The 13,317-nt window shown below is 68.8% G+C and carries 14 protein-coding genes; 5 read left to right on the forward strand and 9 right to left on the reverse strand.

The window, feature by feature from the left end:
• Positions 1 to 362: 362 nt before the first annotated feature.
• The 5 genes from OG966_RS03495 (at position 363) to ligD (ending at position 5,413) form a co-directional block, all read left to right on the forward strand.
• The gene (locus tag OG966_RS03495; protein WP_326647857.1) at positions 363 to 785 is read left to right on the forward strand and encodes an Hsp20/alpha crystallin family protein; all 423 of its coding nucleotides are present in this window, start codon (positions 363 to 365) and stop codon (positions 783 to 785) included.
• Between the two features lie 151 nt (positions 786 to 936).
• Complete coding sequence (locus OG966_RS03500; RefSeq protein ID WP_326647858.1) at positions 937 to 1,329, forward strand: DUF2267 domain-containing protein; 393 nt, start codon at positions 937 to 939, stop codon at positions 1,327 to 1,329.
• 550 nt (positions 1,330 to 1,879) lie between these two features.
• Positions 1,880 to 2,437 carry a DoxX family protein gene (locus OG966_RS03505; RefSeq protein WP_326647859.1) on the forward strand — a complete coding sequence of 186 codons (558 nt, stop codon included), beginning with the start codon at positions 1,880 to 1,882 and terminating at the stop codon, positions 2,435 to 2,437.
• Positions 2,438 to 2,912: 475 nt separating this feature from the next.
• Positions 2,913 to 4,001, forward strand: a complete 1,089-nt coding sequence (gene glsA / locus OG966_RS03510) for a glutaminase A (protein ID WP_326647860.1) — start codon at positions 2,913 to 2,915, stop codon at positions 3,999 to 4,001.
• 389 nt (positions 4,002 to 4,390) lie between these two features.
• Positions 4,391 to 5,413 carry a non-homologous end-joining DNA ligase gene (gene ligD, locus OG966_RS03515; RefSeq protein WP_326647861.1) on the forward strand — a complete coding sequence of 341 codons (1,023 nt, stop codon included), beginning with the start codon at positions 4,391 to 4,393 and terminating at the stop codon, positions 5,411 to 5,413.
• Positions 5,414 to 5,551: 138 nt separating this feature from the next.
• Here ligD and OG966_RS03520 read toward each other — a convergent pair whose 3' ends face one another.
• From OG966_RS03520 to OG966_RS03560, 9 genes are all read right to left on the reverse strand, one after another.
• A complete protein-coding gene (locus tag OG966_RS03520) occupies positions 5,552 to 6,001 on the reverse strand; it encodes a DUF1931 family protein (RefSeq protein WP_326647862.1) in 450 nt (149 codons plus the stop codon).
• 135 nt (positions 6,002 to 6,136) lie between these two features.
• Positions 6,137 to 6,301 (reverse strand): hypothetical protein, encoded by a 165-nt coding sequence (locus OG966_RS03525; RefSeq protein ID WP_326647863.1) that lies wholly within the window; start codon positions 6,299 to 6,301, stop codon positions 6,137 to 6,139.
• Positions 6,302 to 6,342: 41 nt separating this feature from the next.
• Complete coding sequence (locus OG966_RS03530) at positions 6,343 to 6,819, reverse strand: phosphate-starvation-inducible PsiE family protein (RefSeq protein ID WP_326647864.1); 477 nt, start codon at positions 6,817 to 6,819, stop codon at positions 6,343 to 6,345.
• 124 nt (positions 6,820 to 6,943) lie between these two features.
• Positions 6,944 to 8,659 carry an FAD-dependent oxidoreductase gene (locus tag OG966_RS03535; RefSeq protein ID WP_326647865.1) on the reverse strand — a complete coding sequence of 572 codons (1,716 nt, stop codon included), beginning with the start codon at positions 8,657 to 8,659 and terminating at the stop codon, positions 6,944 to 6,946.
• Complete coding sequence (locus OG966_RS03540) at positions 8,659 to 8,922, reverse strand: UBP-type zinc finger domain-containing protein (RefSeq protein WP_326647866.1); 264 nt, start codon at positions 8,920 to 8,922, stop codon at positions 8,659 to 8,661. Before OG966_RS03540 ends, OG966_RS03535 begins: the two co-directional genes overlap by 1 nt.
• A 2-nt stretch (positions 8,923 to 8,924) precedes the next feature.
• Positions 8,925 to 9,374, reverse strand: coding sequence for a thioredoxin (gene trxA, locus OG966_RS03545; RefSeq protein ID WP_326647867.1), 450 nt, complete (start codon positions 9,372 to 9,374; stop codon positions 8,925 to 8,927).
• A gap of 5 nt (positions 9,375 to 9,379) precedes the next feature.
• Positions 9,380 to 12,022 (reverse strand): ATP-dependent chaperone ClpB, encoded by a 2,643-nt coding sequence (clpB, locus tag OG966_RS03550; protein WP_326647868.1) that lies wholly within the window; start codon positions 12,020 to 12,022, stop codon positions 9,380 to 9,382.
• Positions 12,013 to 12,372 carry a chaperone modulator CbpM gene (locus OG966_RS03555; protein ID WP_326647869.1) on the reverse strand — a complete coding sequence of 120 codons (360 nt, stop codon included), beginning with the start codon at positions 12,370 to 12,372 and terminating at the stop codon, positions 12,013 to 12,015. The genes clpB and OG966_RS03555 overlap by 10 nt, the downstream gene beginning before the upstream one ends.
• Positions 12,369 to 13,313 carry a J domain-containing protein gene (locus OG966_RS03560; protein WP_326647870.1) on the reverse strand — a complete coding sequence of 315 codons (945 nt, stop codon included), beginning with the start codon at positions 13,311 to 13,313 and terminating at the stop codon, positions 12,369 to 12,371. The genes OG966_RS03555 and OG966_RS03560 overlap by 4 nt, the downstream gene beginning before the upstream one ends.
• Between the last annotated feature and the right edge of the window lie 4 nt (positions 13,314 to 13,317).

Below are 13,317 nucleotides of genomic sequence, written 5' to 3' on the forward strand. Positions count from 1 at the left end.
CGTGCCCAGGCAGGCGGCCAGCCCCACGAGTGGACAGGTCATCGTGGGAGCCGGTCCCCGGGCATAGAACCAGCACGGCGGCCACCCGCCCACAACTTTCCTTCGGAATCTTCCGTTGCCGTCAGACATGAGTTCCCGGCACGGTCTGCGACACCTTGCTCAGCAGCCCTCGATACGGATGCCGGCGCCGCGCAGCGACCGGTGCCGCCGCCGCGGCATCCACGGCGGCGACACCGTAATCCGCTCCTGAGCTGGGCTTTCGGATACGTATAGGTCCAGGCTTGTCAAGTTTTCTTCTTTGGGCTACATAAGTGGCTGTACGGGCATCGACCGGATCCGTCGTTCGGAAGGAGTGACCAGTGATGCTCATGCACACCGACCCGTTCCGTGAACTGGATCGACTCACCCAGCAGGCGTTTGGCACGAGGTCCTGCCCCACCGTCATGCCGATGGAGGCATACCGCGCGGGTGACGACTTCGTGGTCCACTTCGACATCCCGGGTGTCGACCCGGAGACCGTCGACGTCGACGTCGACCGGAACGTCCTCACCGTCCGCGCTGAGCGCCGCTCGCCGGCACCGGATGGTGCGGAGTTGATCGCGGCTGAGCGCCCGACGGGGACATGCAGCCGCCAGTTGTTCCTCGGCGACAGTCTCGACACCGAGCGGATCGACGCCGCGTACGACGCCGGGGTCCTTACGCTCCGCATCCCGGTGGCCGAGCAGGCCAAGCCGCGGAAGATCCAGATCTCGGGCGGCGAGTCTCCAAAGCAGATTGACGCCTGAAACGGGCTGAACCCGGCTCCCGGCAGGAGCCCCCGCTTCGCACTGCCGGGAGCCTGCAGCTGCGGCCCATTTCGTACTCGCACCGCCCGACATCCTGGTCGGCGCTTTTGGCCTGGAGCTCGGCAGGAGACAGAAAGGAAGGAGACCAGAGATGCGGTGGAGTGAACTCGTGGAGGAAGTGCGCGAGCGCGGGGAGTACCCCACCACCAAGGAGGCCGAGCGGATCACAAGGATCGTGCTCTCCACACTCGGCGGGCACCTGGCCGGTCCCGAGAGGGCTGATCTGGTCAAGCGGCTGCCTGCCGAGGCCGCCACGGTCGTTGTCGAGCAGATACCCGCCGTCGAACCGCTGACCGGTGCGCAGTTCGTCGACAGTGTGGCGGCCCGGATCGATGGAGCCACTCCCGCGACTGCCCTCTGGGACGTCAGCTCGGTCCTGAGTGTGGTGGCGGACGCTGCCGGTGACGAGCTCACGGACCGCATCATCCACCTGCTCCCGCCCGGATACGCCCTGCTGTTCGGCCGGGCCCAGCTTGCGGCCTGACCGCCTGCCGCCAGTCGCCTCCGAACTGCGGAAACTGTTCGTTCAGCCCGCACGCCAGGTGTGCTGGTGCCGGGCGACGACCAGTGAGGTGGTGGCCGGCCTACCACCGCCCACGGGGCGGATCAGCCCCATGGGTCTTGCAGCTGTACATTTCCTCGTCCATGAGATGGACATTCCTCTCCGAGAGGGGTGATGGCGATGTTCCTGTCCGTAGTGTCGTCGGCCCTCAAGAGGTGCGGGCAAGCCCGGTTGAGGTGCGGGCGGATTTTCGAGCAGTGGGGGGACGCCTTCGAGAGGCGGGGGCAGGGCGTGAAGAGGCCCGGAAGGATCCGGACCACATTGGATGACCTGATCACGGATGTGATCCTGCGGCCCCTGCGAGGAAGCTCCGCGCCAGTGAGCACAGTTGGCTCCGTGGAGCAGCGCCCGACGCCGACGCCAGAGCCGCGTGTGTCCGAACCGGATCAGGGTTGAGGACCTGACAGGCCCGACCTGCGTGACGTGCGCCCCCGCACATCAGGGGATCACCGGACGTGTGAAGGAGGAGATGATGACTGTCGGACTCTTGCTCATTCGTGTCGTCGTCGGACTGCTGCTCATCGGGCACGCCACCCAGAAGCTCTTCGGGTGGTTCGGCGGGCACGGGCTCGCCGGCACGGGCGCCTTCTTCGACAGCATCGGCTACCGGCCGGGACGTCGCTTGGCCTTTTTGGCCGGCCTCGCCGAGCTGACCGGTGGCCTGCTGCTGACGCTCGGCCTGCTGACCCCGCTCGCCGCCGCCATCATCATCGGCACGATGATCGCTGCGGCCGCCGTGCACCTGCGTAACGGCCTGTGGGTGCAGAACGGCGGCTACGAGACCCCGCTGCTCTACGCGGTCACGGCGCTCGGAGTGGCGTTCACCGGCCCCGGCGGCGTGTCGCTCGACCGGCTGTTCGCGCTGAACTGGCCGTGGCCATACGGCCTCTACGCCGCGGCACTCGGCCTGCTCGCCGCTCTGCCGTTCGTCATGATGCGCCGACTTCGGCCGGCGAAGAAGCCGGATCAGCCGCAGCGGACCGATACGCGGCATCCGAAGCAGCGGCTGAAGATCCGTATCCCAGTCTGACCACGACCGGGGCTCCGGTGCCGGAGGTAACGCATCTGCCCCGGCACCGGAGCCTGACCCTCGCCGGAGTTCACGGTCTGCTGCGTCACGCAGCCCGTGCGACCGCCACCTGATCCGGTTGGCCGCAGGTGACCACGAGGTCGCCGTTGCATCCGACGCAATTCCCCGAGGTCCCGCACGGCCTGGAACATCGTCCACTCAAATGCCGAGCGGCGAGGCGACGGTTTGGGCGAGTAACCTCCGCAGCCGGTGGGAAGACCTGCTCGTGCACGGCCGCGACTTGCCGGATGACCAGCTCAAGGCCCTGGAGCAGAGGCCCGACTGGTCCTGGAACCCCCTTCCGCGACGGCCACACCGCGAAGGTTCTCGTGACTGCGGGAGGCGCGACTGCGCAGCGTGGCCGGACGCTCAGTCGATGGCGCGGTGCCACCGCCCCGTCCCGCGCAAGCAGGTCATTTGCTGCACTATGTATCAAATGCTCTCTCATGTAGGGGCAGACCTGCGGGTGATCCGTGAGAGGAAGCCACAGTTCATGGGCGGCGTAATCCACGATCCTGGCGACGCGGCCGGGCCCGTCCATGAGGCGGCTGCTGTCTCCACCGGCAGCCTGCCCAGTGCGGAAGCGGTGGATGACGCGCTGTCCGCGGCCTACGCACGGTTTCGGGGCGACACCTCGGGACGCGTGGCGGACTACATTCCCGCTCTGGCCGAGGCCGATCCGCGCCTGTTCGGGCTCAGCGTCGCCGACGTGCATGGAAGCGTTCGCCAGGCCGGTGACGCCGGCCATCCGTTCTCCATCCAGTCCATCTCGAAGGCGTTCGTGTTCGCCCTGGTGGACCAGGCCCTCGGGCACGACACGGTCCGGCGGCGGGTGGGGGTCAACAACACCGGCCTGCCGTTCAACTCCATCCTGGCCATCGAACTCAATCACGGCAGCCCGATGAATCCGATGGTCAATGCCGGCGCACTCGCCACCACGAGCCTGGTCCCGGGAGCGGACGCCGCCGAGCGTTGGGACTTCATCCAGCACGGACTGTCCCGGTTCGCCGGCCGTGAACTCGACCTGGACATGCGGGTGTACGAGTCGGAGGCTGCCTCCAACCAGCGCAACGAGTCGATCGCCCGGCTGCTCGACAGTTACGAGCGCCTCGGCTGGGATCCGATCGAGACCACGGACGTCTACACCAAGCAGTGCTCCCTCTCGGTGACCACCCGCGACCTGGCCATCATGGGGGCCACCCTCGCCGACGGCGGGGTCAATCCCCTCACCGGCGACCAGGTCGTCGACGCCGCGGTATGCCGCGACACTCTGGCCGCGCTGGCCACCTCCGGCTTGTATGAGCGCAGCGGCGACTGGCTCTACGAGATCGGCATGCCGGGCAAGAGCGGGGTGTCCGGCGGCATCCTGACCGTCGCTCCCGGCAAGGGCGGGCTGGCCGCGTTCTCCCCCGGTCTGGACCCGGCCGGCAACAGCGTCCGCGGACAACGGGCGACCCACTACCTGTCCGGCGCGCTGGGCCTCAACCTCTTCGCATCCGCCCCGTACCTGAGATCCGAAGACTGAGAGGGCGTTTCGTCCCGTCGACCCCGCCCGCCCGCCCCGGAGAACTCACGCCGATGACGGCTCAGCACGCCGTCCGTCAGGGCAGGACCGCCGCGCACAACGTCGCCGCCTCCTGCGGCCACGGCGACCGCCGCCCCGGAACCATTGCATGATGGACGGGCAGGACCGTCAGCAGCTCCTGCCCGAATATCAAGCGGAAGTCGGCCGGCCATGAGTCAGCATGTTCACGTCCGCTTCAACCACGGCCTGGCCGTGTCCCAGGACGGCGATCTGATCGAGCAGTCCGCTGCCGGTGCGGCGCCAACTGGACCAGGACGTTCCAGGCAGCGGAGGGCGATCCCGAGGGTTGACTCTCCGAGGCGGGCATCCGGACCCGGGAGGAGGCGGCCATGAGTGCCGGACTGCTGGACCGGCTGCCCGTGGAACAACGAGACCGCCTGCGCTGCCCGCCACCGGACGGGCACGCGGTGGACCGGCCGATGCTGGCCGTGCTCAGCGACCGGCGGACCTTCGACGGTGGCTGGCTCTTCGAACGCAAACTGGACGGCGAACGTGCCCTCGGACTGCGCGGCCATGACCGCGTTCAGCTCCTCTCCCGCAATGGCCTGCCCCTCAATGCCACCTACCCCGAGCTCGCCGCCGCCCTGGCGGAGCAGGAGTGCTCCGACTTCACCGTGGACGGCGAGATCGTCGCACTCCGTGACGGCCGCACCGACTTCTCCCTCCTGCAACGAAGGATGCAGCTCACCGACCCGCGCACGGCCCTGGCCAGCGGGGTCCCCGTCGTCTACTTCCTGTTCGACCTGCTCCGGCTGGACGGCTGCGACACCACCCGGCTGCCGCTGCGCACCCGGAAGCAGCTGCTGCGCAGCGCCTTCGAGTTCCGCGGACTGCTGCGCTTCACGCCGCACCGCAACCATGGCGGGCAGGAGCTACTGGACCAGGCGTGCGCCCGCGGCTGGGAGGGGCTGATCGCCAAGCGCGCCGACTCGGTCTACGTCGCCAGACGGTCGTCCGACTGGCTCAAGCTCAAGTGCGCCGCCGGGCAGGAGTTCGTCATCGGCGGCTTCACCGAGCCAACCGGCAGCCGGGCCGGCTTCGGCGCGCTGCTGCTGGGCTACTACGACGGCGGGCGCCTGCGCTACGCAGGCAAGGTCGGTACCGGCTTCGACCGGGCCACCCTGCTCGATCTGCGCCGCCGCCTGGAGGCTCTGCGGCAGTCGCGTTCCCCGTTCGAGGCGGGGCCCGAGATACGGGAACGCGGCGCGCACTGGGTGCGTCCGGAGCTGGTCGCCCAGATCGGCTTCACCGAGTGGACCCGAGACGGCAGGCTGCGGCACCCCCGCTTCCTCGGCCTCCGATTCGACAAGAAGCCCACCGACGTGGTGCGCGAGGTGCCCGCCTCCGGCTGACGGCCGAGAGAGACGATCGACGAACACCTCGCCAATCGAAAAGACCTCAGGGCCCGTGTGCCCTCGTCCATGGCCCCGTTGCTGCCCTAGGGACCGTGGTCCGCGGTTCCTTCGGAGACGTCAGAGGAGCTGGTCGAATCAGAGGAGCTGGTCGAAGACGGCCCGGACCTCGTTCCAGTGGCGGGTCTGCGGATTCTTCAGATCCGGGTGGAGAATCTTGAACGTCTGGGCGAGGGCCAGGCTCAGCCCGCCGATGATCTCCGGGTACGCCGCCTCCGTCTCCTCGTCGGGCGCGCGGTCCAGGAGGGGATGCGTGGCGAGCTGATCGAGGATCGGCTTCAGCTCGATCTCGTGGTCGAGCTTCCTGAAGCCGTGGATGCTTTCCTGCAATCCCTTGGTGATCGGCAGATCGTGCTTCTGTACGACGTCCCGGCCGTTCGCCTTGGCGGTCGCCTGGGCGACGAGCAGGAGATCGTAGAGCTTGGCGTCGACGAACTCGCCATAGCGCTTGAGATCGTTCTTGTCGACATCGAGTCCAGCCGCCATGCGGAAGAACCTCTCGAACCGGGACACGGACATCACAGGCATGACTCGAACCTCCACGATCGGAACTGCGCCGGATGCGGCGCTCCCTCTCCACACCAGCCTCGCCGATGGGGCACGGCGCAATATGCCCATGTGGTGACGAAAGGACCCCGTCGATCTGTGCTGCCGGGGTGAGACTCAGCTCGCGCTTCTCGTCCCGGATTCCGCCCGGCGCTTGCGCAGCGCTCTCAGCAGCCTCAGCGGGAACAGTCCGATGAGCGGGGCGCGACGGCCCAGGTCCTCGCTGTCCTCGCGGTCGAAGGCGCCGGCGTAGCGCTTGGCAGCGCGGTACCGCCGTGTCAAAAGCGCCCCGTGCCGATGTGCCGCAGTGGTGGAGCTATTGTTCAGCCGCTGCGATCTTGACCTGTCGGTGCGGTGCCGCCGGAACGGCGCCAGATGTAAATGGCCAGCGCCATGACGAGAATCAGCCCGATCAGGATCAGAAGCTCAACACCCTGCACATTCCACTGGAACGACTTGTCTGCCTCGGCGGTGACAATGAGCACCTTTCGAACCCCCGCGATCATACCGACCACGAGGAACGGCTCGGCGTCCAGCGTGCGGTTTCTGATGGTGAGCCGCACGGTGTGCAGAAGTTCGGCCACAATGAACAGGATCAAGCTGTTGTCCAACGCGGACAGCACCACCACTTCCTCGCGGTACGGGCCCTGGATCGCTTGTACGACATCGCCCACCACCCCGATCGTGAGCAGGATCGAAAGCAGCACGAGAAGCGCCGCGACGATCAGGTGAATGCCGTCCTCAGCGTTCTTCAGAAGATTTTGGACGCGTTTTTCGAAGGTGCGGGCGAACTCTGACACACACGTAATCTATGCCCCCCGCGTCGATCGCTCCGCATTGCCGGCCCGTCACGGCGAGCCGTCAATGACCGGACGGACACCGGCCTCACGGGGACGGGCCACCGGCCTCACGGCGGGCCCCGGGTCAGCTCGTTCCGGCCGCGCCGCCGGGCCTCCCGAAGTAATGGTGGGCCAGGTGGATGGCCATCGCTCCCTCGCCGACGGCCGAGGCGACCCGTTTCACCGATCCGCTGCGGACGTCGCCCGCCGCGAACACCCCTGGCAGGCTGGTCTCCAGAGGCAGGCAGCCCCGGCCACGGGATTCCCACACCCCCGGGACCGCGCACGCCTCCGCCTCGCGGCCGGTGAGGACGAAACCCCGGCTGTCCAGGGCCGGCCCGCCCATGAGCCAGGCCGTGCAGGGCTGTGCCCCGATGAAGAGGAAGAGGGCGCGGGCGTCCAGCGAACGGCGTTCCGCCGTACGGTTGTCCTCCACCACGAGCCCATCGAGCGTCTCCTTGCCGATGACCTCACGGACCTCGGTGTTGCGCAACACCTGGACGCGCGCGTGGCGTTCGACCTGGTCGACCAGGTATCGCGACATGTTCGCCCCGAGGTCGTCGCCCCGGACGACCAGATACACGCGGGGCGAGTAGTCCGCGAGGAAGAGGACGGCCTGGCCGGCCGAGTTGCCGCCCCCCACGACGGCAACCGGGTCCATACGGCACTCCAGGGCCTCGTAGACGGTCGCCGCGTAGTAGACGCCGGTTCCTTCCAGGCGTTCGATCCCCGGGACGGGGAGCCTGCGGTAGCGGGCACCAGTGGCGAGGATGACGCTGTGCCCGGCGGCCTGGCTGCCGTCGGCGAAGGTGACCCGGTAGTGGCCGTCGTGGCTCTCCAGCGCGGTCGCGTCCGCCGGGACGGTGATCCGTGCGCCGAACTTGTGCGCCTGGATCACGGCGCGGTCGGCGAGTTCGGCTCCGGAGATCCCCGAGGGGAACCCCAGGTAGTTCTCGATCCGGGAGGACGTGCCCGCCTGGCCGCCGGTGGCGATCGCGTCGACGACGGTGGTGTCCAGCCCCTCCGACGCCCCGTAGACGGCGGACGCCAGCCCCGCGGGCCCCGAGCCGATGATGAGCAGGTCTCCGACACTCTCGTCGAACGCGGGGGTGGGCAGGCCGATGAGCCGGGCGAGTTCGGCGTTGCTGGGATTGCGCAGCATCTGCTCCTCACGCCAGATCACGATCGGCGTTTCCTCCGGGGTGATGCCGAAGCGACGCAGCAGCGCCTCGGCCTCCCGGTCGGTCTCCAGGTCGACCCAGCGGTGCGGGAGCCGGTTGCGGGCGGCGAACTCCCGGAGCCTGCGGGTGTCGGGCGAGTAGCGCGATCCGAGGATGCGGAAGCCCGCGCCCTGGCCGACGAGCAGGCTCCGGCGGGCCAGATAGGCGCGGAGAATGACATCGCCGATGACGGGATCTTCGGCCACGAGCCGCCGGAGCCGGTCGACCGGGATGGACAGCACCTCTCCGGAGTCACGTACCCGTGCGGTGGAGAAGGCCGCCTGCCCCTGCAGGAGTCCGAGTTCGCCGAGGAAGCGGCCGGGCCCGTGCACCCTGATGATGTGCTCGTCGGGAGTGCCGTAGGAGTCCAGGATGACGACGGAGCCACTGAGGATGACCAGGAACTCCCCGCAAGGCCGGCCCTCTTGGAACAGGACCTCACCGGCCTCGACGGGGCGCCGCTCCCCGTGCCGGGCGAGGAATTCGATCTGTTCGGGCGTCAGCCGGGGGAAGGCCCCGTGGCGATCGGGGGTCTCGAAGGGTACGGCCTCGGGTTCCGGGGCGGTGTCGTGATCCGTCATCAGACCAGCGCCTCATGGACGAAGCACCACCGCCAGTCCTCTCCCGGTTCCATGGAGGCCACGATGGGGTGGGCCACAGTTCCGGCGTGGGCGCGGGCGTGCCTGAGGGGCGAGGAGTCGCAGCAGCCGACATGGCCGCAGGTGAGGCAGACCCGCAGATGCACCCAAGGGGAGCCGATGCGCAGACATTCCTCGCAGCCCTCGGGGGTACGAGGGGTGACCGGGCGCACCATGGCCAGATGCGGGTCGGCATGGGTTGCCATGGTCATCCTCCATTCGCGATGCTGCGGCCGGCTGTGGCCTCTTCGACCCAGGAGCGCAGCGTGGGGGCGGGTGCGGCGCCGGTCTTCCGGTCGGCCACAACCCCCTTGTCCATGATCAGCAGGGTGGGGACGGCCTGGATCTGGAACCGCTGCGAAAGATGGGGGTTCTGATCGATGTCGACCTTGACGAGCTTGATCGTGCCTGCGAGGTCCTTGGCGACCTGTTCGAGTGCCGGGCTGACCATCCGGCAGGGGGCGCACCAGGTGGCCCAGAAGTCGATGAGTACGTACGGTGTGGCCTTCTCCGCGATCTCGGCGAAGTTGTCGTCGCCCGCGTCCACGATCCAGGGCAGCGGCGCGCCGCAGTTGCCGCACTTGGGCTGGCCCTCCCCCGCCGCGGGCACACGGTTCTTTCGCCGGCACTTCTCGCAGGCGACGATCCTGCTCTCCATCCTTCTCACGCGGCCTTTCCGACCTGGGTCTGCTGCTGGGGCTGGTCGTAGGTGACCACCAGCTCGCCGTGCTGGTCGTCCACACGGATCGTCGAGCCGTCCTCGACCTCGCCGCGCAGCAGCATCCGGCCGACCATGGTCTCGATCTCGTGGGAGATGTAGCGGCGCAGTGGCCGGGCTCCGTAGACGGGGTCGAAACCCTGCTTGGCGATGTGCTGACGGGCCGCGTCGGTGAGTTCGACCGTGATGCGGCGATCCGCGAGCCGCTCGCGCAACTCATTGAACTGGAGCTCCACGATCCGCTCGATCTGGGCCTCGCCGAGGGGCCTGAACAGCACGATGTCGTCCACCCGGTTGAGGAACTCGGGGCGGAAGTGCCCGCGCAGTTCGCCCATCACCCGGGCGCGGGCGTCCGGCTTGATCTCCCCTTCGGCGGTGGCGCCGTCGAGGAGGTGCTCGGAGCCGATGTTGGACGTCATGATGATCACGGTGTTGCGGAAGTCGACGGTGCGGCCCTGAGCATCGGTGATGCGGCCGTCATCGAGGATCTGCAGCAGGGTGTTGAAGACATCGGTGTGCGCCTTCTCGACCTCGTCGAACAGCACAACGGAGTACGGCTTGCGGCGTACGGCCTCGGTGAGCTGGCCGCCTTCCTCGTAGCCGACGTATCCGGGCGGTGCGCCCATGAGCCGGCTGACGGTGTGCCGCTCCTGGTACTCGCTCATGTCGAGGCGGACCATGTTCTCCTCGGAGTCGAACAGGGCCCGGGCGAGGGTCTTGGCCAGCTCGGTCTTCCCGACGCCGGTGGGGCCGAGGAAGATGAACGAGCCGATGGGGCGGCGAGGGTCGCGGATGCCGGAGCGGGCGCGGATGATGGCGTCGGCGACGAGCTTGACGGCCTCGTCCTGGCCGATGACGCGCTCGCGCAGGATCTCGTCGAGGCGCAGGAGTTTTTCGCGTTCGCCCTCCTGGAGGCGGGAGACGGGGATGCCGGTCCATGCGGCGACGATCTCGGCGATCTCCTCCTCGGTGACGACCTCGCGCAGCAGCCGGTTCTGCCCTTGTTTGGCGGCCAGTTGCTCCTCCTCTGCGGCGAGTCGGCGCTCCAGGTCCTGGAGGCGGCCGTAGCGGAGTTCGGCGGCGCGATTGAGGTCGTAGGCGCGTTCGGCCTGCTCCGCCTCGTGGCGGACCTGCTCCAGTTCCTGGCGCAGTTCCTGGACGCGGCGGATGGCCTGGCGTTCGGCGTCCCACTGGGCGTGTTTGGCGTCGGCCTCGCCGCGCAGGTCGGCCAGTTCCTTGCGCAGTTCCTCCAGGCGGGCTTTGCTGGCGGGGTCGGTCTCCTTGGACAGGGCGGCTTCCTCGATCTCCAGGCGGGTGACGCGGCGGGTGATCTCGTCGAGTTCGGCGGGCATGGAGTCGATCTCGGTACGCAGCCGGGCGCAGGCTTCGTCGACGAGGTCGATGGCCTTGTCGGGCAGGAACCGGTCGGTGATGTAGCGGTGGCTGAGGGTGGCCGCGGAGACCAGCGCGGTGTCCTGGATCTTCACGCCGTGGAAGACCTCCAGACGCTCGCGCAGTCCGCGCAGGATGGAGATGGTGTCCTCCACGCTCGGCTCGTCGACCAGCACCTGCTGGAAGCGGCGTTCGAGGGCGGCGTCCTTCTCGATGTGCTTGCGGTACTCGTCGAGGGTGGTCGCGCCGATCATGTGCAGCTCGCCGCGGGCGAGCATCGGCTTGAGCATGTTGCCCGCGTCCATGGCCCCTTCGGCGGCGCCCGCGCCGACGACGGTGTGCAGCTCGTCGACGAAGAGCAGGATGCGTCCCTGGGCGGCCTTGACCTCGCTGAGCACGGCCTTGAGGCGTTCCTCGAACTCACCGCGGTACTTGGCACCGGCGACCAGGGAGCCCATGTCGAGGGCGAACACCGTCCGGTCACGCAGTCCTTCGGGTACGTCGCCACGCACGATGCGCTGGGCGAGACCCTCGACGATGGCGGTCTTGCCGACGCCGGGATCGCCGATGAGCACCGGGTTGTTCTTCGACTTGCGGCTGAGGATCTGAGTGACACGGCGGATCTCGGCATCCCGGCCGATGACCGGGTCCAGCTTGCCGTCGCGGGCCTCGGCGACCAGATCGCGGCCGTACTTCTCCAGGGCCTCGTAGGCCACCTCGGGGTTGGCCGAGGTGACCCGCTGGTTGCCCCGGACCTGGGTGAGCGCGTTCAGGAACGCCTCCTTGGTGACGCCGTGCTCCTTCAGCACCCGCCCCGCGGCCGTGGACGACCCCTCCTCGGCCAGGGCGAGCACCAGGTGCTCCACCGACACGTACTCGTCCTTGAGCCGCTTCGCCTCCTTCTCGGCCGTGTCCAGCAGCTGCGCCAGACGCTGAGTGACGAACACCTGCCCGGGAGAGGCCCCGGGACCGGTGACCTTCGGCTTACGGGCCAGCTCGGCCTCGAGTGCAGTGCGCAGCGCGCCGGTGTCGGCACCCGTCTGTTCGAACAGCCGCGGTACCAGCCCCTCCTCCTGGTCGATGAGGGCCAGCAGCAGATGCTCTCCGTCGACCTCGGTCTGGCCCATGCGGACGGCCACGGTCTGGGCCTCCTGGAGGGCTTCCTGCGACTTCTGGGTGAGGCGGTTCATATCCATGGAAGTTGATCACTCCTCGTGCCGCTGCGCCGCAGCGCGGCTTCGAGCAGGCTGATGCGCTCGAGCAGGTCGAGCACCAGGCCGATGGATGCATAGTTGAGGTTGAGTCCGGTACGGAGCCGCTGGATACGGGCGAGGGTCGCCGGTGCGGACGGCGGGAACACCAACTGCCCCGCGGCGTCGCGATGGGCGTCGACCAGGCCGAGCGCGACGAACCGGCGGATCAGATCGGGGTGGAGGCGCGAGCGGCGTGCGACGCCGTCCAGGCCGAGCGCCGGGACGGGCACCATGGCGTAACGGACGACCGTCGTGTTCCGGGCCGCTGCGGAGGTCGGATGATGGGTGCTCATCGTTGCTTCCTCGGGTCGAAGGAGGAGGTGGCGGCGAGCTCCTCGAACAGCTCCCGCTCGCGGTCGGTGAGCTTGGGCGGCACCATGATGCGGAGCTCCGCGTACAGGTCGCCGTTCGCGCCGCGCGGGTTCGGCATGCCCTCACCGCGCAGCCGGAGGCGGCGGCCGCTGGAGGAGCCCGCGGGGACGGTGACCTTCGCGGTGCCGCCGGGGGTGGGGACGGGGACCGTGGCGCCGAGCGCGGCCTCCCAAGGGGCGACGGGAAGCTGGACGTTGACGTCCCGGCCCTCGAGCCGGAACTGCGGGTGGGGCTGGATCCGTACGCGCAGATACAGGTCGCCGCGCGGGGCGTCGCCGCTGCCATGGCCGCCCTGCCCCGACAGACGGATGCGCTGCCCGTCGACGACACCGCGGGGGACGTTGACGTCGAAGGTGCGCTGTCCCCCGGGACCGGCGAGGGTGATGCTGCGCTTGCCCCCGCGATAGGCGTCCTCGACGGTGAGGGGGAGTTCGGCCTCCTGGTCGGCGCCGGGTACGGGGCCGCGGGCACCGCCGGCTCCGAAGAGACCGCCGAACAGGTCCTCGAAGTCGATGCCGCCTCCGGCGTCGCCGCCCCTGACGTACCGGACGCGGGGTCCGCCTTCTCCGCCGGCCGCACCTCCCCAGCCGCCGAATCCGGCGCCCGCGCCGGCGGCCACCCGTTCGTCGTAGTCCTCGGGGATCTGCCGGAAGTCCTCGCCGAAGCGGTCGTAGCGGGCACGGGTCTCGGGGTCGGAGAGCACGGAGTACGCCTCGTTGAGGTCCTTGAAGCGCTCCTCGGCCCCGGGGTCCTTGTTCACATCGGGGTGGTACTTACGGGCCAGTGTGCGGAAGGCCTGCTGGATCTCGTCCTGGCTCGCGCCCCGCGACACTCCCAACACCTCGTAGTAGTCCCGTGCCATGGAC

This window comes from Streptomyces sp. NBC_01750, assembly GCF_035918095.1.
Taxonomy (GTDB): Bacteria; Actinomycetota; Actinomycetes; order Streptomycetales; family Streptomycetaceae; genus Streptomyces.

What these genes read in the sequence shown, in the direction of transcription:
- OG966_RS03495 (WP_326647857.1), top strand. Translation starts at nt 363, where the DNA reads ATGCTCATGCACACCGACCCGTTCCGTGAACTGGATCGACTCACCCAG.
- OG966_RS03500 (WP_326647858.1), top strand. Translation starts at nt 937, where the DNA reads ATGCGGTGGAGTGAACTCGTGGAGGAAGTGCGCGAGCGCGGGGAGTAC.
- OG966_RS03505 (WP_326647859.1), top strand. Translation starts at nt 1,880, where the DNA reads ATGACTGTCGGACTCTTGCTCATTCGTGTCGTCGTCGGACTGCTGCTC.
- glsA (WP_326647860.1), top strand. Translation starts at nt 2,913, where the DNA reads ATGCTCTCTCATGTAGGGGCAGACCTGCGGGTGATCCGTGAGAGGAAG.
- ligD (WP_326647861.1), top strand. Translation starts at nt 4,391, where the DNA reads ATGAGTGCCGGACTGCTGGACCGGCTGCCCGTGGAACAACGAGACCGC.
- OG966_RS03520 (WP_326647862.1), bottom strand. Translation starts at nt 6,001, where the DNA reads ATGCCTGTGATGTCCGTGTCCCGGTTCGAGAGGTTCTTCCGCATGGCG.
- OG966_RS03535 (WP_326647865.1), bottom strand. Translation starts at nt 8,659, where the DNA reads ATGACGGATCACGACACCGCCCCGGAACCCGAGGCCGTACCCTTCGAG.
- OG966_RS03540 (WP_326647866.1), bottom strand. Translation starts at nt 8,922, where the DNA reads ATGGCAACCCATGCCGACCCGCATCTGGCCATGGTGCGCCCGGTCACC.
- trxA (WP_326647867.1), bottom strand. Translation starts at nt 9,374, where the DNA reads ATGGAGAGCAGGATCGTCGCCTGCGAGAAGTGCCGGCGAAAGAACCGT.
- clpB (WP_326647868.1), bottom strand. Translation starts at nt 12,022, where the DNA reads ATGGATATGAACCGCCTCACCCAGAAGTCGCAGGAAGCCCTCCAGGAG.
- OG966_RS03555 (WP_326647869.1), bottom strand. Translation starts at nt 12,372, where the DNA reads ATGAGCACCCATCATCCGACCTCCGCAGCGGCCCGGAACACGACGGTC.
- OG966_RS03560 (WP_326647870.1), bottom strand. Translation starts at nt 13,313, where the DNA reads ATGGCACGGGACTACTACGAGGTGTTGGGAGTGTCGCGGGGCGCGAGC.